The following is a 23,806-nucleotide window of genomic DNA, read 5'->3' as shown; positions in this document are numbered from 1 at the left end:
GCAGGCAACTGCCTGCATGTGAAGGAGAATAGAGATGCGCCACCAGAATTCCGGTCGCAAACTCAACCGTACCCCCAGCCACCGCAAGGCGATGTTCGCCAACATGGCTGCTTCGCTCATCCTGCATGAGCAGATCGTAACGACGCTGCCGAAGGCGAAGGAAATTCGTCCGATCGTCGAGAAGCTCGTCACCCTCGGCAAGCGCGGCGACCTGCACGCTCGTCGTCAGGCGATCTCGCAGATCCGTGACGTTACCGTCGTTGCAAAGCTGTTCGACGCCATCGCGACCCGTTACGCCACCCGCAACGGCGGCTACCTTCGCATCATGAAGGCCGGCTACCGTTACGGCGACAACGCCCCGCTCGCCGTCATCGAGTTCGTTGAACGCGACGTCGACGCCAAGGGCGCAGCCGACAAGGCGCGCGTTGCTGCTGAAGCCGAAGCTGAAGCCGCCTGATCCTTTCGGGATACACAGTTGAAAAAGGCCGGGAGAGCGATCTCCCGGCCTTTTCTATGCCCTGTTGAACTGTGTTCGCCCGTCGCTTCCGCGTTTCCAGCGATTGAAGCGCGGCCGTATGGGACGCCAGGCGACGAGCAGGGCCACGAGCCCCAGATAGATCATCTGCTCCAGCGCGACGACTTTTACCGCCATGGCGAAGTGCAACGCGCCTGCCGCCGCAATCACATAGACGAGCCGGTGCAGTTTCACCCAGCGCGGTCCGAGCCTACGGATCGACCAGTTGTTGGATGTCAGCGCGAGCGGGATGAGCATCACGAAGGCGGCCATGCCGATGGTGATGAAGGGGCGCTTGGCGATGTCGGTCAGGATAGCCGCGAAATTCAGGTACTGGTCGAGCACCATATAGGTCAGGAAGTGCATCAGCACATACCAGAAGGCCAGCAGTCCGAGCGCGCGGCGGTAGCGGATCCAGTTGATGCCGAAGAGATCCCGCAGGGGCGTGATCGCAAGCGTCGCCACGAGGAAGCGCAGCGCCCAAAGGCCGAGCAGGTGCTCGAACTCTTTTACCGGATTGCCGGGCAACAGCCCCGTCGCGCCGAGATAGAAGCCATAGGCCGCCGGCGCGAGCCCGACGGCATAGAGCAGCCAGATCGACGCCGCATGATATTTGCGGGGCAGGGCGGGCAGGCTGGCCATCAGAAATTCGCCCTCAGATCCATGCCGGCATAGAGGCCTGCGACCTCCTCGGCATAACCGTTGAAGGGCAAAGTCGGCCGGCGGTTGGCGCCGAAGAAGCCGCCTTCGCCGATGCGGTTCTCGCTCGCCTGGCTCCAGCGCGGGTGATCCACCTCCGGATTGACGTTGGCGTAGAAGCCGTACTCGTTTGCGGCGGCGAGGTTCCAGGTGGAGGGCGGCTGCTTGTCGGTGAGCGTGATCTTGACGATCGACTTGATGCCCTTGAAGCCGTATTTCCACGGCACGACAAGACGGATCGGCGCGCCGTTCTGGTTCGGCAGGGTCTTGCCGTAGACGCCGACGGAGAGGATCGTCAGCGGGTGGCGGGCTTCGTCCAACCTGAGCCCCTCGACATAGGGCCAGGGCAGCGACTGGAAGTAGCCCCCTTGGCCCGGCATTTCCTCCGGCCGCACCACGGTTTCGAAGGCAACGTATTTCGCGTCGCCGAGCGGCTCCACCTGGTCGAGCAGGGCGGCGAGCGGAAAGCCGATCCACGGAATGACCATGGACCAGGCCTCGACGCAGCGCATGCGATAGACCCGGTCCTCGAGCGGTATGGCCATCAACTCTTCCAGCCCGAATTCCTTCGGCTTGCCGACGAGGCCATCCACCTTGATGGTCCACGGCGTCGGCTTGAACTTTTCGGAATTCGCCGCCGGGTCGCCCTTGCCCAGGCCGAACTCATAGAAATTGTTGTAGGTCGTGACGTCCTTCTCCGGCGTCAGCTTCTCATCGACCTTGTACTGGCTCGGCGACGCCTTAAGCGCCTCTGCAAAAGCCGGTGTGCCGGCCGCAGCTATCGCGCTACCTGCCGCAGCGGCGAGAAAGGTGCGGCGATTGAGGAAACAGTGTTCCGGCGTGATATCCGAAGCGGCGATGCGGGGCGGGCGGTAGAGAGACATGGTGAGGCTCGATCTGTTCGGTTGCTTTCCCTGGTACCTACGTAAACAGCAGTCGTGTTGTTTCAACGGCAGCAAAAGATTTATGGCGACCACTTTTTCGTGCTTTGCGCGTGACATCGTCGCAATTGAAGGCACCGGCGCAGTTTGCCTTTTTTCCTGCGAAATCCTATCTGATCGTAGCGCAGAAACGAAGGAGACTCGTCCATGCTGAAAGTCCGCACTCTGCTTGCCGCCCCGGTCGTTCTCGCGCTGGCGCTTGTGTCGCCCGCAACGGCCCAGGAGCGCACTGTGCCGCAATCGCGCATGGAGATGCAGCTCTCCTTCGCGCCGCTCGTCAAGCAGGTCGAGAATGCCGTCGTCAACGTCTATGCCGAGCGCGTCGTCGAACGCCGCTCGATCTTCGAGGGCGATCCCTTCTTCGAGGAATTTTTTGGCCAGCGCATGCCGAATCGCAGCGAGAAGCAATCCTCGCTCGGCTCCGGCGTCATCGTCGGCACGAAGGGCATCGTGGTCACCAACAACCATGTGATCGAGGGCGCCAGCGACATCAAGATCGCGCTGGCCGATGGCCGCGAGTATGAAAGCACCGTCGTGCTGAAGGACGAGCGCGTCGACCTCGCCGTGCTCAAGGTCAAGGGGGACTTCGAATTCACGGCACTGCCGCTGGGCGATAGCGACGCGGTCGCGGTGGGTGATCTCGTCCTTGCGATCGGCAATCCCTTCGGCGTCGGCCAGACGGTGACCAGCGGCATCGTATCGGCGCTGGCGCGCAACCAGGTGCGTTCGGGCGATTTCGGCTTCTTCATCCAGACGGATGCGTCGATCAATCCCGGCAACTCCGGCGGCGGCCTGATCAACATGAACGGTGAGCTGATCGGCATTAACACGGCGATCTTTTCGCGTGGCGGCGGTTCGAATGGCGTCGGGTTCGCCATTCCGGCCAACCTCGTGAAAACCTTCATCGCCAGTGCGGAGAACGGCAGCGCCAGCTTCGACCGCCCCTTCGTCGGCGCCACCTTCGAGGCGGTCACCTCGGAAGTGGCCGAAGCGCTCGGCCTGCAAAGGGCGCGTGGCGCGCTGATCTCGCAGGTGCAGGCCGGCAGCCCGGCCGAAAAGGCGGGTATGAAGCCGGGGCAGGTCATCACGGCGGTGAATGGCATTCCGGTCGAACATCCCGATGCCCTCGGCTATCGCCTGACCACCGTCGGCATCGGCGGCACGGCGCGCATCACCATCGTCAACAACGGCAAGGAAGAGGACCTGACGCTGTCGCTCGACCGAGCGCCCGAAACGACGCCGCGCGACGAACGGCTGATCGATGGCCGCAATCCGTTCTCCGGTGCTGTCGTTGCCAATCTGTCGCCGCGTATTGCTGAAGAGCTGCGCATGCCGGTCAACCAGGCGGCAACCGGCGTGGTCGTCACCGAGATCAACCGCGGTTCGCCGGCAGCACGCATCGGTCTCCAGCCACGCGACATCATCGTCGAACTCAACGGCACGGCGGTCACGTCGAGTGAAATCCTTGCCAAGCTCGTCAACGAGGACCCGTCCATCTGGCGCGTCGAGATCGAACGGGACGGCCAGCGCATCCGCCAGTTCTTCCGATGAGCGATCTCTTCGCCCCGCGTGAACCGGAGGACATGGCAGCCAAGCGCCCGCTTGCCGATCGCCTGCGCCCCCGCACGTTGGGCGAGGTGTCCGGCCAGGAGCACCTGACCGGGCCGGACGGCGTGCTGTCGCGCATGATCGAGGCCGGCTCGCTCGGCTCGATGATCTTCTGGGGGCCGCCCGGCACCGGCAAGACGACGGTGGCGCGGTTGCTGTCCGGCGAAACCGGTCTCGCCTTCGAGCAGATTTCGGCGATCTTCTCCGGTGTCGCCGATCTCAAGAAGATGTTCGATGCGGCCCGCCAGCGCCGCATGGGCGGGCGCCAGACGCTGCTCTTCGTCGATGAGATCCATCGCTTCAACCGCGCCCAGCAGGACAGTTTCCTGCCGGTCATGGAGGATGGCACCATCGTGCTCGTTGGCGCGACGACGGAAAACCCGTCCTTCGAGCTCAACGCCGCTCTTCTCTCCCGTGCCCGCGTGCTCACCTTCAAGCCGCATGACGAAGAGAGCCTGGAAGAACTGCTGAAGCGCGCCGAGGCGGTCCAGGAAAAACCCCTGCCGCTCGACGCGGAGGCGCGGGCATCGCTGCTGCGCATGGCCGACGGCGATGGACGGGCGGTGCTGACGCTGGCGGAGGAAGTCTGGCGCGCGGCGCGCGCCGGCGAAACCTTCGGGCAGGACGATCTCTTCCGCATCGTGCAGCGCCGCGCGCCGGTCTATGACAAATCGCAGGACGGCCATTACAATCTCATCTCCGCTTTGCACAAAGCCGTGCGCGGATCGGACCCCGATGCGTCGCTCTACTATCTTACCCGCATGCTGGATGCCGGGGAGGATCCACTCTTTCTTTGCCGCCGCATGGTGCGCATGGCCGTCGAGGATATCGGCCTTGCCGATCCGCAGGCGCTGGTCGTTTGCAATGCGGTGAAGGATGCCTACGACTTCCTCGGCTCGCCGGAGGGCGACCTGGCACTGGCGCAGGCCTGCCTCTATCTCGCCACCGCACCGAAATCGAACGCCGTCTACACCGCCTACAAATCGGCCATGCGCGCAGCCAAGGAAAACGGCTCGCTGCTGCCGCCGAAGCACATTTTGAACGCGCCGACCAAGCTGATGAAGGGCGAGGGCTACGGCGACGGCTATCGCTACGACCATGACCAGCCCGACGCCTTTTCCGGCCAGGACTATTTTCCGGAAAAGATGGGCCGCCGGCAATTCTACGACCCGCCGGAGCGCGGTTTCGAGCGCGAGCTACGCAAACGGCTCGAATGGTGGGCGAAGCTGCGGCGGGAGCGCGGTTAGGCCGCGCTGAAGCGTGGTGCCGGTTTCTGCGGGGCCAGCGGCACGATCTTGATCGACGAATCCGCCTTGCCCGGGTGCCCTTCCATGTCGACCACCACGTGCCAGTGGCCGCTCTTCGGAATCTTCAAGCGGATCGGCGACTGTTTGGCGACGCCGCCGAGAAACTTGTGCTGGCGAGCGTTCTTGAACAGGTCGAAGTTGGCGTGGCTCATCAGGCGCACATTGGCCACCGCCGAAAGCGTGATCTCGATCACCGTTCCGCTGCGCTGCATGTCGAGATCGTAGTGCGTATAGGAAAAGCTGTGTGCCATGGTCTGCCCGGGAACGTATCTGGTTTTGCGCTAATATTGCCACGCGCCGGTTAATGTTTTCTTCCGCGCAGAAGACCGCCAGAGAATTGAATAGTCTAATTATTTCATAATGTTGCTGGAGAAACCGGATTCAGTCCGGCAATCCGTTGATTCAACTTTTCAAGCGCCGCGGAAAAATTTCGAGGGCCGTGTCGGCTCGTCGGTCCGGCTGGCGTCCTTGGTGCATGAAACCGGCGGGCGCCGGTTGGAACCGAGGAGAACGACATGCCCAGAATGACCATCATCACCCTTCTGACCGCAGCACTTGCCGCTTTCGCACCCATTGCAGCTGCGGAGGAGGCCAGGGACAACCCGTTGCAGGGCGAGGCCGGCAAGCCGGACAAGGCGGGCCATCTCGAGGTCAACGGCATCAACTATTACTACGAGATCCGGGGTAAGGGCGAACCTCTGCTGCTGCTTCACGGCGGCCTTGGCCAGATCGAGATGTTCGGCGCCAATCTCAAGACGTTGCAGGATCAGCGCCAGGTGATCGGCGTTGATCTCCAGGGGCATGGTCGCACGCCGCTCGGCAACCGGCCGATCGACATTGCGGCCATCGGCAAAGACATGGCCGATCTAGTCACGACACTCGGTTACGACCAGGTCGATGTGCTCGGTTACTCCTTCGGCGGCGGTGTCGCGCTCCAGATGGCCGCGCAGGCGCCGGACAAGGTGCGTCGTCTCGTCATCGCCTCCGCGCCCTTTGCCCGCAACGGCTTCTTCCCCGAGATGATTCCGCAGCAGGAGGCGGTTTCGGGTGCGATGGCCGACATGATGAAGGAGACGCCGATGTATAAGTCCTATGCGGCTGTGGCACCCGATGTTTCCGAATTCCCGAAGCTGCTCGATGCCATGGGGGCGGCGATGCGCCAGGATTACGACGCCTCCGACGCCGTCGCAAAACTCTCCATGCCGGTCATGCTGATCTTCGGCGACAGCGACATGATCCGGCCGGAGCATATGGTCGAGTTCTACCAGAAGCTCGGCGGCGGGCTGAAGGACGCCGGCTGGATGCGGGAGAACATGTCAAAGAACCGTCTGGCCGTCCTGCCGGGCCTGACCCACTACGAAACCTTTGCGGCACCCGCCCTTGTCAATACCGCACTGCCTTTCCTCGATGGCCAGTCTACCACGCAGAGCTGGGCCGGGCAGGTTGACGGCAATTGAAAAAGTCTGAAGCCCGGATGCGGTGATCGCATCCGGGCTTCACACGTCCGTGAGGCCGTCTGGCCGCTGGAGCCGCGCTTCGAGCGACCCCGGTCGAAGGGCTCCGCTTAGCGGCAGACGCGGACGCGTTTGATGATCAGGTTGCCGTAGTAGTCGTAGCTCTTGATCTTCTTGATGAAGCAATAGGGCTGGTAGTCGTAGCTGTAATAGCCGGCCTGCGAGGGGGCGGCGAAGGAGGCGACGGCGGTGAGAGCGACAGCGGCGGCGAGGATGAGGTTGCGCATGGTGGTGTCCCTTCTGGTTCGGTTGGGATGGTTCGTTCCATCCAGTGACCGAACTTTCGCATGGGACGCGGCTCCGCGTTGTTCCGCGCGGAACAGGCGCTAAAGATCTTCCGTCCAGGCCTTCACGGTCTTCGCCATGGTGGTGAGGTGATCGGCGGCGGAGAAGCTGGAAATGCTCTTGCGCGGCTTCAGGTCATGGTCGCCGTCTTCCAGCCAGAGCAGACGGATGCTGGCCGGCAGGCCATAGGTCGGCACCTCGTCCTTCGTGCCGAAGGGATCGCGGGTGCCCTGGCAGATCAGCGTCGGCGTTTTCAGCGCCATCAGGTGGGCGGTGCGCAGTTGTGTCGGCTTTTCCGGTGGGTGGAAGGGGTAGCCGAGGCAGAGGAGGCCGGCGATGCGACCTTCGGCAAAAAGCGCGTCCGCCACCATGCTGGCAACGCGCCCGCCCATCGACTTGCCGCCGATGACGAGCTTGCGCTTCGCCGCGAGCGCCTCGACGGTGGCGCGGAACTCCGGGTTCAGCGTCTCGGCCTTCGGTGGTGGCCGGCGGCTGCCCTCGGTGCGGCGGGCGGCCATGTAGGGGAATTCGAAGCGGGCGATGCGCAGGCCTTCGTCGGCGAGCGCCGCTGCGGCCGCGTTCATCGAAGCCGAATCCATCGGCGCGCCGCTGCCATGGGCAAGCAGGATCGTGGTGGCGGCGTCTTCCGGACCGGTGAAGAGGAAGGGGGTGCTCATCGCTGCGTCAACGACCCCGTCTCACTTGGCGTGGTCCTTCGCATCGCCGGGGGCGATCGGGTCGCTGGCGGGGAAGGTCTCTTCCAGCGCTTCTTCCAGATAGTCGTCCTGCTCGGCCTTCTCGCTCTTCTGCTTCTGGCGCGCGCGCTCCTGTTCGACCGAGGCTTTCGGGCTGTCCTTCTCTGTCGGCATCGTCATCTCCCGTGAAAGTCCTGCATCCAAGATAGGGTGTTTTTCCGCCGTGACGAGGCCCCGATCAGCTTTCGGGCAGCGAGAGTTCGGCGATGACGGGCAGGTGGTTGGAGCCGAAATCCGGGCCGATGCGACGGGCGTGTAACGAAATGTCGGGCGAGACGGCGATGTGGTCGATCGAGGCGCCGATATAGGCGAGCGGCGCGAGCTTCAGGCTGAAGCGCGTGACCGGCTGCAGCCAGCCGCCAGCGGTGGAGGCAAGGCCCGCCTGCTTCAGAAAATTGCGGAAGAACGGCGACCAGGTCGGCGTGTTCCAGTCGCCGGCAACGATGACCGGCGCCTTTTCGAGATCGCCCTTCACGGCGTCGGCGGCGGCCGAGAGATAGGCGTTGCGGTCGCGCCATTGCCAGAGGCGGCGGGGCGTCTCGGGGTGGAAGGCGTAGAGGAAGAGCGGCTTGCCATTCTCATCGAGCTCCAGGCGCAGCGGCTGCTTGTAGGCGTCCTCCTCGGTAAAGGCGCGTTGCAGGGCGGTCTGCGCGCGGATCGGCAGCTGCGAATAGACCTTGATGCCGTCGCGCGCGGAGGGATCGAACTGGCTTTCATAGGGGAAGAGGCGTGAGGCCGTGATGGCAGTCACGAAGCGCCGCGTGGTTTCCTGCATCACGACGATGTCAGGCTTTTCCCGGCGCAGCAGGTCGACGAAGGTCTCCGGGGTCTGCGCGTTCAGCACGTAGAGATTGGCGGTGAGCACTTTCAGACCCGTGGCGGCGGTGGAGAGGCGGGCGGTCGGCACGTCGGCGGCGGGGATGAGCGCGACGGCAAGGCCGGCGACGGCCATGACGATCGCCTTCACCCGCCGCGTCACGCAGGCCGCAACGACGAGCAGCGCGCCCACGACGACGATATAGGGCCAGGCGAAGGTGGCGAGGTCGACCAGCCAGAAGCGGTCGGCGGCGAGCACGACGATGCTGACGGCGAACAGATAGGCGATGACGCCCGGCAGGACGAGGACGCGGTAGGCGAGGGCGATCGGTCCCCGGCGCGGCGCTATCGGCATCGGCTGTTCCTTCCGCATCAGGGGATTCGCCAGAGTCCCGTAAAGGGATGTCCAGCCTTTACCCCGCGATGCCGGATGCCGCAATGCACACGGCCGCGAAGACGCGCTCAGTCGGGCGGAAAACCGTCCAGCCACGGCGGTGGCTCCTTGGCCCGCAATGCCTCGAAGGCCCGGAACGACCGTAGCCGCCGCCCGGCGAGCAGCGTGCGCGCCACCGCCACGGCCGCATCCATCTCCCGTTCACCGCGCCAGCACGAGGCGAAGAGCAGCTTGCTGGCGGGCGTGCTGTAGTCCCTGACATCGCGCACCAGTTCGGCGAAGGCGTCGAACAGGCGGCGCTACCGTCGTCGAGATTGTCGACGCAGCCGGGCTGCCGGTCGTCCCGATAGAAGAACGAGCAGCGGCGCGCGCGCCGGCATGCGCGCACAGAGCAGGCGTGCGACGGCAAGGCGAGCATATCGGCGGTGTGGCAAAGCAGCGCCTCGTCGAGCGGGGGAAGCCGGCTGCGGTCGAACATGGGGGCTCCTGTCTGTGGGAGGTCGGGTGCGCGTGCGCTCCGGCCGGGGTCGCCGGACTGCGGATACGCGGCATCGGTCCCGCGCGTGAAACCACGCCGGGCTCTGGACAAACGAACGTCGGACGGGGCGCCGGAGCTGCCGCATCTAAAGAAAGTAACTGGCACCTCGCGGCACCCCGTTCAGCGGTTTTTGCCTGCGACTCCGGTCTCTCTGAAAAGGCTGGCGCCGGCGGGCGGTTGCCGTCGGTTTTCGGGGTGGGTCCTGTCCGGTTGACGGAACGGCAGCGCTCTCCATGAGCCCCGCCGCCCGGACAGGCGCGATCCGCACCCGTCCCAGAAAGACGTCACCCCGGCGGACGATGCCGACGCATCCTCCGGGCCAGCCTCCTTGCGTGCCGCACAGGCACATCCGGCGCGCCGTTCGGGGCGCAAAGCGACAGGGTCGGTCCGACACCCCGCCGCTTCCCCCGTGTCGCCGGAGGGAGACCATTTTCCGCAGGCCCTCCTGGAGCAGGATTACGTCCCGCCCACCCCAAAAGCGCCGCCCCCGCCTCGCCGCAACGCCTTGCGGTGTATCCGCGGCGGGATGAGGAGATTATGGCATGGGGTTTTGGGGCGGGGAAAATGGTAAGCGATGTATGCTTCGATTTAATTTATTAGATGGGGGGGAATAAGATGCAGTGCTAATTGTTTGGCATATGTATTCTCTCGCACAGGAAATATATTCCATGCAGCGACGAGATCGTTATTGATGAAATTGTGTAAATTATTATTGATAATATTAAATTATCAATAATATTATCAAATATTTATTCAGCTCAATGGTGCTGTATATATAGAATATTTTTATATAAATTCGGGGATGCGCTAGTTATTATGAGCAAAATGAAGGTTATTATTGTCAAATATGAAAAAAGATAGGATAGAAATAGCCTTCTTGTTAGGTCTATATTTATAATTTTCCCTTGATATCTGACTTCAAGTGTTGGGCAGGGCTCCGGCATGGTTTCGTCCATCTCTGGCCTGTTAAAGGTGGAGACAGCCGCAAGCGCAGTAATAAAAAAACCAGGAAGGAGTGTGAGTGCGGAAGAGATCTTCTCCAAAAGGCCACCGACTCCGACGATCTCTGGTTTTATCGGAAGAGCATAATACAGTACGATTAAGCAGGCTGTAACCAAGATGGGAGCGGTCCAAATGTAGTGCTTCATCGCAGGATCGTTAATCCGGCGATACGCCCACCACCTTGTGAATTCATACGTGAGCATATTTTTTTGTTCCGTTTTTGTTCCGGAGCCCTTTGTAGCGTTTGTCTTATGGATTTTCAAGAAGCTCTCTTCTCAGAATGGCGGCAAAATGCGGCACCACTCCGTCGGAGCATTCGTCCATAGGCGGATCTAAATCAGAGATCCTCTTCGCTTTAACATACTTCTGATCCAGAAGGCCGCCGGTTTCCGGGTCGACATCGACAGTGTCCACCTGTCCATCAGGTCTTTTGAATTTAATCCTCGCTCGGCTAATTCCCTCTTGGGCCTTTTCGGCAAAAAGGCCGGTGAGGTTTTCCCACATTCGGCCAATAGGGCGTCCATTAGCCTGTACAGCTAATTTGAGAACTTTCTGATTTTCGATAAGCCAAGGTCTGGCGCCTATCTGTCGTTCTTCAGATTCTTCGATTAGCTGGATTTCTTTTATTTCACCGTTTTCAATATCCATGATGAACTGTTCTGAGGGCAGACCGGCTAATTCAATCATAGGTCTGAAGCCAATTCTTTTAATATGCCCTTCTCTTGTTCTCGCTCCATTTAAATCTGGGCACGTGAATAGGTTTGGGTCGGCTTGATACATCCGGCGGAAAATCCCTTGTATCATGCGAACAACTATTGTCGAACTCACTCCGTTAGCTTTTTCTAAGGCAGCACTATAGGCAGTTCCGCCAACATTCTTTGGCGCTAACGAAACCGTCAAATGAGCACCGAAAGCTCGGCCTTCGCCCTCGCGCTTTCTCTCAACCCTAGATTGCCTTAGTACGGAGTTCGCAAAATAAACGTCCGCAGCATTCTTGTCGGAGCAGCGAATAAACAAAGTCACTGTGTTAGAAGGGACATCATCTAATATTTCTACTATTTCGGCGATGGCAGTTCCCTTGCTATGTTCGAAGCGAGCGTCATTTGTTGCCACCGCTTCTCGGAGCTTTTCGACGACTTCATTAAGCGGAGGAGCTGTGGCCGCCTCCTTGTTGGTCGATATCTGAACCTCAAAGAAGTAAATTAGGCGCTCATTCGCTTTCATGCTTTTATCCTTGAAGGCTGTGATTTCTTCTCAATAATAGGTTTAGTTTACTGGTTTGCAAAGTAATTGGATGAGGATCTTTTTGTTTTCCGCAGATACTTCATTTTGGGGTGGAGGATTTAAATCAACAGGGGACTGTTGGCACTCGCGATTGCGGAGTGCTTGACGTGATTAGAAGGGGCGTTCACGATCCAGTTTATATGATTCGGATATGGTCAATGCGGTTAAAAGACGCAGAGGAGCCTCAGGTGACGAGCTTGCGTAGTCTTCTTAGAAAAATAGCGTACGAAGCTGGGTTGAAAGGTGAATATACCCCCGAAGACGTCATCGGGACTCTGCGAGAAAATCACGCAGAAGCCGTTGCGTTCGAGGCGCGAAAGCTTGAGGATATCGCTCTGAGGAAGATGTTGTCAGATATTGAGGGGCACAGAACGCGAACCTTTAATTCGGACCAAGGCGAATTCTTCCCCGAACTAGCAGGTCTACAAACATCTTATGATGCCCGTGTTCTGGGAGTCTCCGAGAAGAGGGGTGCGCGAATTCTTTTGGAGAAATTGAGTGTAAGACTAGCGCGCGTGGCCGGCTCAGCCTCAAGAAAAATTCGAAGAAATCTCTCGCCAGCGGACAAATTAAACAAGTTTCTTGACGATCTACAGCCTTATATCGAATCGGAAGACGATCTCGTCGCCGATGTGATTAAGAGAAGCCGTAAAAGCTGATCTAACTCACTGCCCCGGCCGCCCCGTTTTCCCCTTCGTGCGCCCTTTGCGCTTCGCCTCCGCTGGATCCTCATAGCTCCCCACACCGACCTTCCCCCGCACCACCGGTTTGGCGTCGTCGGCGCCGATTGCACGTTCCGGCTGGCCTTCGAGCAGGGGGGCGGTGCGTTTCTTGCTGGCGAGGGTTTCGTCCGGGCGGGCGGGGAGGGTGCCGGTGACCGGTTTTTCGGTGCGACCGACGGTCATTTCGTCCAGGCTGTTCTTGCGGAACAGGGATTTGCCGGCCGGGGTCGCGACGTCGCGGCCCATGTCGTCTAGGGCGGGTTTCTGGAAATAGCTGGTGCTGGCTTTACCCTCCTCTTGAGGGGCAGCGGGGGGTATCGCGCCGGCGCTGGAGGGGACACCCCCCTCTGTCCTGCCGGCGTTCGTCGCTGCAATCGATTCACTGGATCGATTGCTCCGCTGCGCGGACTGCTCCTCACCCCCCACAAGGGGGGAGATTGACTCGTGGCTGGTGCTGGATTTCTTCTTTCCGGCATCCTGCGCCTTAGCGGCGCCTTTTGATTTCCCGCTCGCGCCTTCCTGCGCTCTCGCCTCCTGCCGTGCCATCGGGTCGTCCATGACGGCGAGTTCGGCGGCCTTGAGGCGTTTGATTTCGTCGCGCAGGCGGGCGGCCTTTTCGAAGTCGAGGTCGGCGGCGGCGTCGCGCATGGCTTTTTCCAGCGCGTTGAGGTGGGTCTGGAGGTTGTTGCCGACGAGGTTGCCGCCGTCCGCAAAACCCTTGCCGGAGACGCCGGAAATGTCGGCGCGGACGTGGTCGCGCTCGTAGACCGAGTCGAGGATGTCGGAAATCCTGGCCTTCACCGATTCCGGGGTGATGCCGTGCTCTTCGTTGTAGGCGACCTGCTTTTCGCGGCGTCGGCTCGTTTCGTCCATGGCGCGCTGCATGGAGCCGGTGATCCGGTCGGCATAGAGGATGACCTTGCCGTCGACGTTTCGCGCCGCGCGGCCGATGGTCTGGACCAGTGAGGTTTCGGATCGCAAAAAGCCTTCCTTGTCGGCATCGAGGATGGCGACGAAGCCGCATTCAGGAATGTCGAGGCCTTCGCGCAGCAGGTTGATGCCGACCAGCACGTCGAAGGCGCCGAGCCGCAGGTCGCGGATGATCTCGATGCGCTCCAGCGTGTCGATGTCCGAGTGCATGTAGCGCACGCGAACGCCCTGCTCGTGCAGGTATTCGGTGAGGTCCTCGGCCATGCGCTTGGTGAGCACGGTGACGAGCGTGCGGTAACCGGCCTGCGCCGTCTCGCGGATTTCGCCCAGCACGTCGTCCACCTGGCTTTTCGCCGGGCGCACCTCCACGGGAGGGTCGATCAGCCCCGTCGGGCGAATGACCTGCTCGGCGAAGACGCCGCCGGCCGCTTCCATCTCCCAGTTGCCGGGCGTCGCCGACACGGCGATCGTATCCGGCCGCATGGCATCCCATTCCTCGAAGCGCAGCGGGCGGTTGTCCATGCAGGAGGGCAGGCGAAAACCGTATTCCGCCAGCGTCGCCTTGCGGCGGAAGTCGCCGCGGTACATGCCGCCGATCTGTGGGATCGTGACGTGGCTTTCGTCGATGAAGATCAGCGCGTTGTCGGGGATGTATTCGAACAGCGTCGGCGGCGGCTCGCCGGGCTTGCGGCCCGTCAGGTAGCGCGAATAGTTCTCGATGCCGGCGCAGGAGCCGGTGGCCTCCAGCATCTCGATATCGTAGCGCGTGCGCTGCTCGAGGCGCTGCGCTTCCAGCAGGCGGCCGGCCTTTTCCAGCTCGACGAGGCGGTGCTTCAGCTCCTCCTTGATCGACTTGATGGCGCCGTTGAGGGTGGGGCGGGGCGTGACGTAGTGGCTGTTGGCGTAGATCTTGACCGACTTCAGGTCGCCGGTCTTCTGGCCGGTCAGCGGGTCGAACTCGGTGATCGAGTCGATCTCGTCGCCGAACATCGAGATGCGCCAGGCGGCATCTTCAAGGTGGGCGGGGAAGATTTCGATCGTGTCACCCCGGACGCGGAACGAGCCGCGCTGAAAATCCATCTCGCGGCGCTTGTATTGCTGGGCGACGAGGTCGGCGAGCAGCTGGCGCTGGTCGAGCCGCTCGCCGACCTGCATCTGGAAGGTCATGGCGGTGTAGGTCTCGACCGAGCCGATACCGTAGATGCAGGAGACCGAGGCGACGATGATGCAGTCGTCGCGCTCGATCAGCGAGCGGGTGGCCGAATGGCGCATGCGGTCGATCTGCTCGTTGATCGAGGATTCCTTCTCGATGAACGTGTCCGAGCGCGGCACATAGGCTTCCGGCTGGTAATAATCGTAGTAGGAGACGAAATATTCGACCGCGTTTTCCGGGAAGAAGTTCTTGAACTCGGAATAGAGCTGGGCGGCCAGCGTCTTGTTCGGCGCGAGGATGACCGCCGGGCGCTGCGTCGCCTCGATCACCTTGGCCATGGTGAAGGTTTTTCCGGAGCCGGTGACGCCGAGCAGCACCTGGTTGCGCTCGCCGGAGCCAAGACCCTCGACGAGGTCCTTGATCGCCGTCGGCTGGTCGCCGGCGGGCTGGTATTCGGAGATCATGCGGATGGGGATGCCGCCCTCCGACTTTTCCGGCCGGGCCGGGCGGTGCGGCGTCCACAGCTTGCCGTCCTTGAACAGCGGATTGCCGCTCTCGATGAGCGCCGACAGCGCCTCCACCGTCGCGGTGACGGCGGCGCCCGCATTCTGCGAGACGGCGTCCTCCAGCGAGGTGTCCATGCCGGACACCGGATTGAGGCCGGCGGCGGCGCGGGTCTTCGGGTCGGACGAGCCGCCGATCGAGACGCCGCGTGAGGTTTTCGAGACAGTGACGTTTTCCGTGTGGCGGCGCGCGGCGTTCTCCACCGTCTTGCGGTGTTTGCCGGCCTTCGACGCGACCTCGCGGCGGCTTTCGATGCCTGCGGCCTCGGCCTCCGCCTCGAGCTGCTTCACCCAGTCGGAGACGCTGCCGGACAACGGTTCTCCCTCGAAGGGCGATTGCGGGGCTTCCTCGAAACCGGCGTTCGAGGGCGAGGGTTTTTTCGGGGATCTGGCCATGCGGGGAATATGGAGAGAGTCACCGGGAAAGAAAAGAGGGCATGAGTACAAAAGGGAAACGAATTTGCGGCCGGTTCCACCCGTTATCCGTGAGCTACGGTGAGGGGGCGGTCATGAGCGCAGTCGTTGACGAAGCAGCATTGATGCCGAAGGACGCGGCGCTGGAAAACCTCCACGCCGCGGTGACCGCCTATAATGCATCGCGCGGTAGCGTGACCGGGGACATGTATGTGCGCGTGGCGCTGATCTTCGGCGGTTACCTGGTGTTTTCGGCTTTCGTGGCCTACATCGCCTGGGTGGAAATCGCGAACGATATCGTCGGTATCGTGCTCGGGCTGCTGTTCGTCGGCGGCGGCTTCGTCTGGCGTTTCGCCCTCGCGCCGGCCAAGCAGTTCCAGCAGAGCCTGCGCGACCGCATGCTGCCGCTGGTCTTCGGTTTCGTCGACAACGTGCAGTATGTGAACGGGGCGGAGCCGCGCTTCATCCACACCATGCCCGGCAAGGACCTCGTGCCGCGCGACCGCAACGAACATGGCGACATGATCGCCGGCAGGCACGATGGGCTGGCCTTCACCCTGTCGGAGACCGAACTGATCACCGGCAGCGGCAAGAGCCGGCAGACCACCTTCAAGGGCGTGATCTTCCATTTCGAGCGGGAGCAGGAGTTTCCCGGCCAGCTTCTGGCGGCGCGCCGGCCCAATGCCGTGCACCGCTTCATGCGCGACCTGTTCGGCGGCTCCAGCCTGGCGCTCGTCATCAGCGGCAATCCCGAAGTGGACTCCTCGCACGAGTTCCGCACCAACCGGCTGGACGCCGCGACACCGATCGTGCAGGGCACGTTGGCGAAAGCGCTCGATTATCTGGCGACGGAATGGCGCGACGACGTGGTGCGCATCGCGCTGGACGGCCGGGACTGTTACCTGCTGGTGCCGGCGAAGAAGAACTTTTTCGAGTTGCCGCCGGTCGACACGCCGATCGACTTCGACCGGCACCTCCGGCCGATGATCCGCGATCTCGTCATGCTGCTGGCGACGGCGCAGCTGGTGAACAGGATCGGTTAGGGCATCGCACCGCGTCGGCGTCGGATAATGCGATAAAACAATACTCTCGATCAGGGCACGACGACGCCCTGGAAAGCGCCGCAGAAGCAGATCGAGCCGAGCATCGCGGGCGGGATCTGGCAGACGAATTGCGGCGTCGCGCACCGGAAGCCGAAGGCCTGCGCAGTCTGCATGATGGCCTCACGCTCGACGAGACGGCTGTCGGCGGCCGATAGAGGCAGGGCAGCCACGACGGCGAGCACCAGAACCGGCAGCTGCCGGCGCCCCGCTTTGGTTCTGTGTCCAAAAAATCGCGTCATCTCTCGGTTCTCCATTGTCCAGCTACTGCGCTGCGGCGTCCGAAGTGGTGGCCTGGGTGGTGACGGCATCCAGCTTGTTGCCGTCCGCGGCCGCCGGGACCTTGCTGAGAATGTCGACCACCGTCACCTTGCCATCGATCTCATCCATGCCTTCGCTCGTCCAAACCCGGAGCGGCAATGTCTTGGTGCAGCGTCGCGCCGTGGGTTCGTTTGTGATGTTCGAGGGCATGCCTGTCAGGGCCGCAAGGGGCTGCACGTCCTCAATCGTCGTTTGGACGATCGTCTTGCAATCGATGAAGTCGTCGAAGAAGGCGCTGACCGATTTGAAGCTCGCGATGACGCCTTCCATGTCCGGCAGGACAAAAATCTCGTCCGCCTTCTGGCTGCCGAGGGTCACAACGGTGCTGCGCCAGAGGCGGACACCGGGGATGATGATCGAGCCCGGTTGCCCCACGCGCAGCAGGTGCCCGCTACCGAAGGCGTCCTCATCGATGTTGGGCCGTCGATAGGTCAGGCCATCCGAAATGAACGCGTCGAAAATCTCGTAGTCCGACGGCATGGGAATGGGAAAGCGGCGCGTTGGATCCTCGAAGACGACGGAACCCGAATCGTTGACCCAACCGGTCGTAACCTCGGCTTCGATCTGGTTTGCCCAGGCCGGCACGGACAAGAGCGCGGTCTGGGAAAAGGTCTCGGGACCGGAAGTGCGGTCATTGCCGATAGCGATCCACCCGAACTCGATCACGTCGGCCGGGCTGGCCATGCCGAAGGTCAACACCTCCGGCTCCGTATCGAAGGCGGAAATGTCTTCGCCGTGGTCGAGTATGCCACCGAGCCGTCCTTCTCCGCCCTTCAGGCCGAGGCGGAGACTGGCCGACTTCGAAAGTACCCGCGCTGTGGAGGATCCATTGGGGATGAGCGAGTAGAGATAGGAATCCGAACGCTCGACCTTCTTCATGAAGGCGAAATAGCCGGCCGGAAAGAAGATAGACGACAATGAACCGGTTTTCGGAAATATGTCCGTCTGGCCGCAATAATCGCCGATGCCGGCGATGGCCGTTCCCGCGTCCTCGCGCCTTTCCAGTTCCTTGGTGGGCGACGTGCTCGAAGGCAGGCACAGTTTGCCGGCATCGGCGAGGTGGTAGATGCTGGGTTTGGATTCCGTCGCCAGGGTCTCGTAGATCTGGGCGGCGAGGCCGTAGACGAGGGGTGGTATCGGGTCCGTGGCGGAGGCGGTCTTGATCTTGGTCGTGAAATAGACCCTTCGCTCCTCATCGTTGACGATGATCGTCGCGAAGTTTGACTGGAGGTCGTTCAGACGGCTGATCAGCGCCTGAAACTCATCGTCGGTGCTCGCCGTAAGCGAGAAAATGGTCGTTGTCAGCGGCAGAACACGCATTCTGAGCGCCGAGCAGTTGGCTTCCTGTATGATGTTGCTGGAATATTGCAGGCTGATCACATCGGACCATGGTGCCGGCAGCGGCACCGCCGCGAGATCCGTTTCCGGAAACTCGAAGTCGCTCTGTATGGACAGGACTTTCGCGAGTGTTTCGCGGAACATGGCCCGCACGTTCTTAAAATTGACCACGGCCAGATTGAGTTGAAGGATTTGGGTATTCGACGGGCCGAGCAATCGCTTGCAGGAGCGATCAAGCTCACGGTTCAGCCTGTGTTCGAGGTTTTTGAGCCACTCGTTGTACTGAAGATAAGACCGGTAAAGCGGATGCGCCTCGTTTGTGAGGATGGTGTTGCCTTCCTTGGAGAAATAGAAGGTGTTTATGAGCGCCTCTTCGACGGACATCGGATTGCCGTCAGCCGCAGTCGGAGGTGAGAAAAGCTTTTCCGCGGTGATCTTGAAGGCGACGCGTGCGTGGTAGCTTGAGCCGCGCCGCTTGAGCACCGTCGTATCGAATTTCATTGCCACCAGAGAATTGCCGGTCAGGTCGTGCCGGTCGTCGAGCATGTTCTCGATGATGTCCTGACGGATCTTGTCTCGCATGGCGGACTTGAGGTCGTAGTCGACATCGTAGGGAAACTCGCCCACCGGATCGGTTCTCACTGACGTGGCGGGGGCCGTCTCCGTTTTCGATGCATCGGACGATTCCGCAGCGACGGGTTCAGTTTTTCCGTCTCCGGCTTCTTCTGCGCCGATACCGATTTTCAACGATGAAGATATGCGCGTCCTGCTGAAGGTGGATTTCTCCACGGTGTCGAGCTTGTTGTTAAGCCAGGCCGCTTGCAGGTAGCGATCGTTGACCAGCCGCTCGCGGGTATAGATTTCCGGGCTTTCCACATAGATGCGGCCTGGTGAGCGCCAGAAGTAGAGATCCGGCAGGCCGAACAGATAGACGAGATAGGCCAGAAAGAGGGCGATCACGGTGGCGCCGGCCGAAACGCCGGCACGCCACCCCGTCGGAAGCCGGAAGGCATATCGGGGTGTGGGTTGCGCGGGATCCGGTTCGTTCACCACCACCATCCACCTCAGTTCCGTTTGTCTTGTTTGGTCTTGTCTTTTCCGCTGCCGGTGGTCGCCGGCACCGCCCCATTCGTCCTCTGGCTCGCGACGGGCGGCTCACACCGCTGAAAGACCGCTCTTCCACTCGAGCACAGGAAACGCGCAACGCCGGACGGGCAGCCCGCATAGGGCAAGGTGACCTTTGTTCCATTGGTTCCGGCGCGGCATTCCTGGGCGCTGGCCGGCATTTGGCTCAGCAGCAGAAGCGCGGAGACAGCGACGGCCTGCCGCGCGACAGAGTGTGAAGATGCCATCAGGGACATTCATCCCTCCTCGCACTGAAAATCGGGCCTCGCGACGCCAGACGGTTGTTTTCGTCATTCGCGCGTAAGTGCAGTCTGTGTCATATTGAGAAATGCAAGGTAGTATATAATAAGGGATTGCGAATGCAAGCAAAAGTGGGAATTCGCGGCTTCGGCGGGCACCCGGGTTGAGGCCGACCGGCGATCCCGTTTTGCTGTTTTATCGACGCGCCGCTGCAAGCAACGTCCGCAATTCATCCGCGACGTGCTGCACCGCCCGGTCCTTGTCGCGCCGACGGTGCCAGGCGAGGTGGAGCGGGAAGCCGGCAACGGGGATGGGCGGCAGGACGATGTGGAAACGCTCGGCCGCATCCGACGGCAGGCAATGGCTCGGCATCATGGCGATGAGATCGCTGCCCTCCAGCAGCGACGGCACCATCAGGAAGCTCGGCACGACGATGCCGACGCGGCGGGATTTGCCAAGGGCGGCAAGCTGGTCGTCCAGGGGCGTGCGCGTGTCGCCCCGGCCGGAAACGAGGATGTGCGGATAGGCCAGCCAGCGCTCGAGGGTGAAATCGGCGCCCGCCGGGTGGGTCTTCCGCATGGCGATCACATAATGCTCCTGCAGCAGCGTTTCGCAGTGGAAGGCCGTTTCGTCGATGGCCGGGAAGACCGAGAGCGCGATGTCGCTGGCGCCGCGGGCGAGGGATTCGAGAACCGCGGCGGCGCCATGCCAGGGTTGGATGACCAGATCGATGCCGGGGGCGGAGCGGGCGAGGGCGTGGTGCAACGGGCCGGCGACGAGGATGCCGGGATGGTCGGCGGTGACGATGCGCACGGTCTGGCGGATGTCGGCAAGCGGTTCTTCCGGGGCGTCGACGACGGCGGCAATGCCGATGAGCAGGTTTTTCAGGGGATCGCGCAACGCTTCCGCCTTCGGCGTCAGGCGCATGCCGCCCTTGCCGCGTTCCAGCAGGGGATCGGCGAAGAGGTGGCGGCAACGGTCCAGCGCACTGGAGGTGGCGGGCTGCGACAGGTTCAGCTTGGCGGCGGCGCGTGAGACATGGGCCTCGTCGAGCAGCGCGTCGAGGATGACGAGAAGGTTGAGGTCGATCGATCTTAAATTCATGAAATCGATAATAGCATATACAAACCATCCATTGGAATGATTTTACCGGGCACGGCATTCTGATGGCGTCAACACAGGAGATGACGTCATGAGCAAGACCTTGATCCTTCTTTTCCATCCCGATCTCAGCGGTTCGCGCGCCAATGTCGCGCTCGCCGGCACCGCCCTCCGCCTTCCCGGCGTCGAGGTCATCGACCTCCATGCCCTCTATCCGGACGGCAGGATCGATGCGGACCAGGAAGTGGCCCGGCTGCTGTCGGCCGACCGCATCGTTTTGCAGTTCCCGATCCAGTGGTATTCGACGCCGCCACTGCTGAAAGCCTGGCAGGATGCGGTGCTGACGCGCATGTATTACATCAACTACGAAACGGAAGGCCGGTTGCTGGAGGGCACGCCGCTGCTCGTTGCCGCAACGGCCGGCAATGTGCCGGAAGCCTATGCACCGGACGGCGCCAACAAGTTCACCATGGCTGAACTGCTGCGCCCGCTGGAAGCGACCGCGCATCGTTGCGGCCTGCCATGGCAGGCGCCCTTCGTACTCTTCCGGGCCAACAAGCTGGACGACATCGCATTGCATGGCGCGGCGAAGAGCTATGCGGGGCTTCTCAAGGACTGGCGCAAGGCGACCGAACCACAGGAAGATTTCCGACGTTTCCTCGTGGAAGCCTGGGGGTGAGCCATGACGACGACCGATTTTGCCGTCACGGCAAAGCCGCGACGCACCGTGCCGTTCTGGTATCTGCAGGCGGCACGCTCGGTGCCGGCCGGCATTCTCGCGCAATATCTGCTCGCGGGGCTCGCGCTCTTCCAGGACGGGGTTTTCTGGGCGTGGCATGGCGGGCTTGGCATGCTGCTCTCCGTGCCGATCTCCGCGATGGCCCTTGCGGCCTGGCTTCTTGCGCAGACGAGGCCGCTGCGCTGGTGGGCGGGCCTGCTCGCGGGGCTCTATGTCACGCAGATCGTGTTGATCGTGAGCGGGCAGAACCTGGAATCCGGCCTGTTGCAGGCGCTGCATCCGTTCAACGGCGGGCTGATGCTCGTGGCGGCGCTGGTCATCGTCGCCAAGGTAGAACGCAACCGGGCACGAACGGTACGGTGATCAGGGCGTGCCAGCCATGCTGCGGCTGATGCGCAAGGCATGCTGGTCAAGCCAGCGCGGGATGTCGGCGGCCGGCATGGGGCGGGCGAAGTGGTAACCCTGGGCGTGGCGGCAGCCGAGCATCCTGAGCACTTCGGCCTCTTCCTCGTCCTCGACGCCTTCCACGACGATATCGATGGAAAGCGCATGGCCGATGCCGACGAGGGCGGCGATGAGGGCCTGGTTCTCGCGGCTTCTGGCGATGCCCTTGACGAAGCTGCGGTCGATCTTCAACCGGTCGATATGCAGGCTGACGAGATAGGCCAGCGAAGAATGGCCCATGCCGAAATCGTCGACGGCGAGGCGGAAGCCTGCAGCCTCCAACCGGGCCAGTTCGGCGCCGGCGGCCTGTGTGTCGAGCGTCGCCTCTTCGGTGATCTCGATCTCCATCAAGGCCGGGGAAATCTCGTGCGCGGCGACAATGCCGCTCAACAGGCGGGAAAGCGTGTCGCCGGAAAATTCGCGCGGCGAAACGTTGACGGCCACGCAGGCCTCCGGCAGGCCGAGGCGGGGCAGGGTGCGCAGCAGTTCCGCGGCGCGGTTGGCGACATAGCCTGTCAGTTCGGTGGCGATATGCAGGGCCTGGGCGGCGCGCACGATATCCGGCGGATTGACCGGGCCGAGATCGGGATGCGCCCAGCGCAGCAGGGCCTCGAAACCGGTGACGCGGCCGGTGGCCAGCTCCACCTGCGGCTGGAAGACCACCAGCAGCTGATTGTCTTCGATTGCCTCGGCGAGCGTCGCCTCGATAAGGCGTTGCCGCTCGATGCGGGCTTTCAGCACGGGATTGAACAGGCCGAGCCGGCGGCGGCCGCCCTCCTTGGCGGCATAGAGCGCGATGTCGGCGCTGGCGAAAAGATCGTCCGCCGTTTCCCCATGTTGCGGATGGAGCGCCAGCCCGGCACTGGCGCCGACCGTCACGGGGCGTTCGCCGATAAAGATGGGATCGCCGGCCAACCGCACGATGGCATCGCCGATCTCGCGGCCGCGCCCCTCTGCCTGCTCGCCCTCGACGATGACGGCGAATTCGTCGCCCCCGAGACGCACGACCGTATCTGTCGGGCCGGTGAGACTGACGAGCCGCCCGGCAATTTCGACAAGGACGGTATCGCCCGCACCGTGCCCCATCGTGTCGTTGATCGCCTTGAAACGGTCGAGGTCGATCACAAGCAGGGCGAGCGTTCCCGCGGGGAAATCGCTGGCAAGCAGGCCGCGCAGTCGCTGGTTGAACAGGGCACGATTGCCGAGGCCGGTCAGCGGGTCGCGGTTCGCCAGCGATGCGAGCTGGTGATAGGACAGGCGGATTTCCGCATTAGCATCCGACAGCGACGAGGCCAGCGCCACGGCCTTCAACCGGTCGATCTGGCTGCGGATGAAGCCTGCCTCGCTGAGCTGGCCGGCCCGCACCATCATGATGGCGAGCAGCAGGGCGTCGGCGGCGATGACCAGCGCATCCGTCGTACCGGATATCAGCAGCGAGACGATGGCGGTGAGCAGCGGCGGGCCTGCGAAGAGCAGGGCGGTGCGGGCATAGGCTGTGCTCTGCATCAGCGAGCCCGCGCAGATGCCGCCGATGATGAAGATGAGGTAGGGATTGAGCCCGCTGGCACCATGGGCGGTGCCGATGAAGGGCACGAGGCTCCACGCAATACCGCCGCCGAGCGCTCCGAGCGACAACACGCCAAGCGCGCGCCGTGGCCGCTCCACTGCACAGTTCAGGCGCCGGACGACGCGCACGCCGACATAGCGCGAGAGATTGACGGCAAACACGGCGGCCAGCCAGAGATAGATACTGATATCGGGACCGTCGAGCCAGAGGATCGCGGCGGTCGTTGCGGCGAGGAAGCAGTTGGCGGCAAGCGACAATACGATGCCGTCCAGCACGGACAGCGCCTGCGCTGAAAGGATCTGGCGTCTTGTCGGTTCATCCGCCGGCATCAGCCGGCTCGCATCCGTCATTCTGGTCCGGCCCCGTCGACTTGCCGTCTGGACGGCTCGCGG

The 23,806-nt window shown here is 62.3% G+C and carries 23 protein-coding genes; 8 read left to right on the top strand and 15 right to left on the bottom strand.

What is annotated here, in order from left to right; translation table 11 throughout:
* Positions 1-34: 34 nt before the first annotated feature.
* Complete coding sequence (gene rplQ, locus ACT6VE_RS29090) at positions 35-457, top strand: 50S ribosomal protein L17 (protein ID WP_444801765.1); 423 nt, start codon at positions 35-37, stop codon at positions 455-457.
* A gap of 54 nt (positions 458-511) precedes the next feature.
* On the opposite strand, the gene msrQ is transcribed toward rplQ, so the two are convergent.
* Positions 512-1,156 carry a protein-methionine-sulfoxide reductase heme-binding subunit MsrQ gene (msrQ, locus tag ACT6VE_RS29085; protein WP_444801764.1) on the bottom strand — a complete coding sequence of 215 codons (645 nt, stop codon included), beginning with the start codon at positions 1,154-1,156 and terminating at the stop codon, positions 512-514.
* Entirely contained in the window at positions 1,156-2,097 is a 942-nt protein-coding gene (gene msrP / locus ACT6VE_RS29080) for a protein-methionine-sulfoxide reductase catalytic subunit MsrP (protein WP_444801763.1), read from the bottom strand. Before msrP ends, msrQ begins: the two co-directional genes overlap by 1 nt.
* 204 nt (positions 2,098-2,301) lie before the next feature.
* On the opposite strand from msrP, the gene ACT6VE_RS29075 reads away from it, so the two are divergent.
* Together ACT6VE_RS29075 and ACT6VE_RS29070 are read left to right on the top strand one after the other, a co-directional pair.
* The gene (locus ACT6VE_RS29075) at positions 2,302-3,705 is read left to right on the top strand and encodes a DegQ family serine endoprotease (RefSeq protein ID WP_444801762.1); all 1,404 of its coding nucleotides are present in this window, start codon (positions 2,302-2,304) and stop codon (positions 3,703-3,705) included.
* Positions 3,702-5,009: a replication-associated recombination protein A gene (locus tag ACT6VE_RS29070; protein ID WP_444801761.1), complete on the top strand. Its 1,308-nt coding sequence runs from the start codon at positions 3,702-3,704 to the stop codon at positions 5,007-5,009. The genes ACT6VE_RS29075 and ACT6VE_RS29070 overlap by 4 nt, the downstream gene beginning before the upstream one ends.
* Here the strand turns inward: ACT6VE_RS29070 and ACT6VE_RS29065 are convergent.
* Entirely contained in the window at positions 5,006-5,320 is a 315-nt protein-coding gene (locus ACT6VE_RS29065; protein WP_444801760.1) for a DUF1883 domain-containing protein, read from the bottom strand. The genes ACT6VE_RS29070 and ACT6VE_RS29065 overlap by 4 nt on opposite strands.
* A 264-nt stretch (positions 5,321-5,584) precedes the next feature.
* Between ACT6VE_RS29065 and ACT6VE_RS29060 the strand changes: the two genes are divergently transcribed.
* Positions 5,585-6,526: an alpha/beta fold hydrolase gene (locus ACT6VE_RS29060; protein ID WP_444801759.1), complete on the top strand. Its 942-nt coding sequence runs from the start codon at positions 5,585-5,587 to the stop codon at positions 6,524-6,526.
* Positions 6,527-6,633: 107 nt separating this feature from the next.
* Here the strand turns inward: ACT6VE_RS29060 and ACT6VE_RS29055 are convergent, their stop codons facing one another.
* The 6 genes from ACT6VE_RS29055 to ACT6VE_RS29030 form a co-directional block, all read right to left on the bottom strand.
* The gene (locus tag ACT6VE_RS29055; protein WP_160859753.1) at positions 6,634-6,810 is read right to left on the bottom strand and encodes a hypothetical protein; all 177 of its coding nucleotides are present in this window, start codon (positions 6,808-6,810) and stop codon (positions 6,634-6,636) included.
* Positions 6,811-6,909: 99 nt separating this feature from the next.
* The gene (locus tag ACT6VE_RS29050) at positions 6,910-7,545 is read right to left on the bottom strand and encodes an alpha/beta hydrolase family protein (protein WP_444801758.1); all 636 of its coding nucleotides are present in this window, start codon (positions 7,543-7,545) and stop codon (positions 6,910-6,912) included.
* Positions 7,546-7,566: 21 nt separating this feature from the next.
* Positions 7,567-7,737 carry a hypothetical protein gene (locus tag ACT6VE_RS29045; RefSeq protein ID WP_444801757.1) on the bottom strand — a complete coding sequence of 57 codons (171 nt, stop codon included), beginning with the start codon at positions 7,735-7,737 and terminating at the stop codon, positions 7,567-7,569.
* 64 nt (positions 7,738-7,801) lie between these two features.
* A complete protein-coding gene (locus tag ACT6VE_RS29040) occupies positions 7,802-8,794 on the bottom strand; it encodes an endonuclease/exonuclease/phosphatase family protein (protein ID WP_444801756.1) in 993 nt (330 codons plus the stop codon).
* A 107-nt stretch (positions 8,795-8,901) separates the two neighbouring features.
* A complete protein-coding gene (locus ACT6VE_RS29035) occupies positions 8,902-9,102 on the bottom strand; it encodes a hypothetical protein (RefSeq protein WP_444801755.1) in 201 nt (66 codons plus the stop codon).
* A 1,520-nt stretch (positions 9,103-10,622) separates the two neighbouring features.
* The gene (locus ACT6VE_RS29030) at positions 10,623-11,597 is read right to left on the bottom strand and encodes a hypothetical protein (RefSeq protein ID WP_444801754.1); all 975 of its coding nucleotides are present in this window, start codon (positions 11,595-11,597) and stop codon (positions 10,623-10,625) included.
* A gap of 257 nt (positions 11,598-11,854) precedes the next feature.
* Between ACT6VE_RS29030 and ACT6VE_RS29025 the strand changes: the two genes are divergently transcribed.
* Positions 11,855-12,316, top strand: a complete 462-nt coding sequence (locus tag ACT6VE_RS29025) for a hypothetical protein (RefSeq protein WP_444801753.1) — start codon at positions 11,855-11,857, stop codon at positions 12,314-12,316.
* A gap of 6 nt (positions 12,317-12,322) precedes the next feature.
* On the opposite strand, the gene uvrB is transcribed toward ACT6VE_RS29025, so the two are convergent.
* On the bottom strand, positions 12,323-15,421 hold the full coding sequence (gene uvrB, locus ACT6VE_RS29020; protein WP_444801752.1) for an excinuclease ABC subunit UvrB: 3,099 nt from the start codon (positions 15,419-15,421) through the stop codon (positions 12,323-12,325).
* A gap of 113 nt (positions 15,422-15,534) precedes the next feature.
* On the opposite strand from uvrB, the gene ACT6VE_RS29015 reads away from it, so the two are divergent.
* Complete coding sequence (locus ACT6VE_RS29015) at positions 15,535-16,482, top strand: DUF3137 domain-containing protein (protein WP_444801751.1); 948 nt, start codon at positions 15,535-15,537, stop codon at positions 16,480-16,482.
* Positions 16,483-16,532: 50 nt separating this feature from the next.
* On the opposite strand, the gene ACT6VE_RS29010 is transcribed toward ACT6VE_RS29015, so the two are convergent.
* The 4 genes from ACT6VE_RS29010 to ACT6VE_RS28995 all read right to left on the bottom strand — a co-directional run bounded on the left by ACT6VE_RS29010 (position 16,533) and on the right by ACT6VE_RS28995 (position 20,667).
* Positions 16,533-16,781 carry a hypothetical protein gene (locus ACT6VE_RS29010; RefSeq protein WP_444801750.1) on the bottom strand — a complete coding sequence of 83 codons (249 nt, stop codon included), beginning with the start codon at positions 16,779-16,781 and terminating at the stop codon, positions 16,533-16,535.
* Positions 16,782-16,803: 22 nt separating this feature from the next.
* A complete protein-coding gene (locus tag ACT6VE_RS29005) occupies positions 16,804-19,248 on the bottom strand; it encodes a hypothetical protein (RefSeq protein WP_444801749.1) in 2,445 nt (814 codons plus the stop codon).
* A 14-nt stretch (positions 19,249-19,262) separates the two neighbouring features.
* Positions 19,263-19,559 (bottom strand): hypothetical protein, encoded by a 297-nt coding sequence (locus tag ACT6VE_RS29000; protein WP_069058996.1) that lies wholly within the window; start codon positions 19,557-19,559, stop codon positions 19,263-19,265.
* A gap of 199 nt (positions 19,560-19,758) precedes the next feature.
* The gene (locus ACT6VE_RS28995) at positions 19,759-20,667 is read right to left on the bottom strand and encodes a LysR family transcriptional regulator (protein ID WP_444801748.1); all 909 of its coding nucleotides are present in this window, start codon (positions 20,665-20,667) and stop codon (positions 19,759-19,761) included.
* 88 nt (positions 20,668-20,755) lie between these two features.
* Here ACT6VE_RS28995 and ACT6VE_RS28990 point away from each other — a divergent pair, with 88 nt between their 5' ends.
* Complete coding sequence (locus ACT6VE_RS28990; protein WP_444801747.1) at positions 20,756-21,343, top strand: NAD(P)H-dependent oxidoreductase; 588 nt, start codon at positions 20,756-20,758, stop codon at positions 21,341-21,343.
* 3 nt (positions 21,344-21,346) lie between these two features.
* The gene (locus ACT6VE_RS28985) at positions 21,347-21,766 is read left to right on the top strand and encodes a DUF6220 domain-containing protein (protein WP_444801746.1); all 420 of its coding nucleotides are present in this window, start codon (positions 21,347-21,349) and stop codon (positions 21,764-21,766) included.
* Here the strand turns inward: ACT6VE_RS28985 and ACT6VE_RS28980 are convergent, their stop codons facing one another.
* Positions 21,767-23,764 (bottom strand): putative bifunctional diguanylate cyclase/phosphodiesterase, encoded by a 1,998-nt coding sequence (locus ACT6VE_RS28980; RefSeq protein ID WP_444801745.1) that lies wholly within the window; start codon positions 23,762-23,764, stop codon positions 21,767-21,769.
* Between the last annotated feature and the right edge of the window lie 42 nt (positions 23,765-23,806).

The sequence above is a fragment of the Shinella sp. genome, from assembly GCF_052438155.1.
GTDB lineage: Bacteria > Pseudomonadota > Alphaproteobacteria > Rhizobiales > Rhizobiaceae > Shinella.
This window is presented reverse-complemented; position numbering and strand designations above follow the sequence as displayed.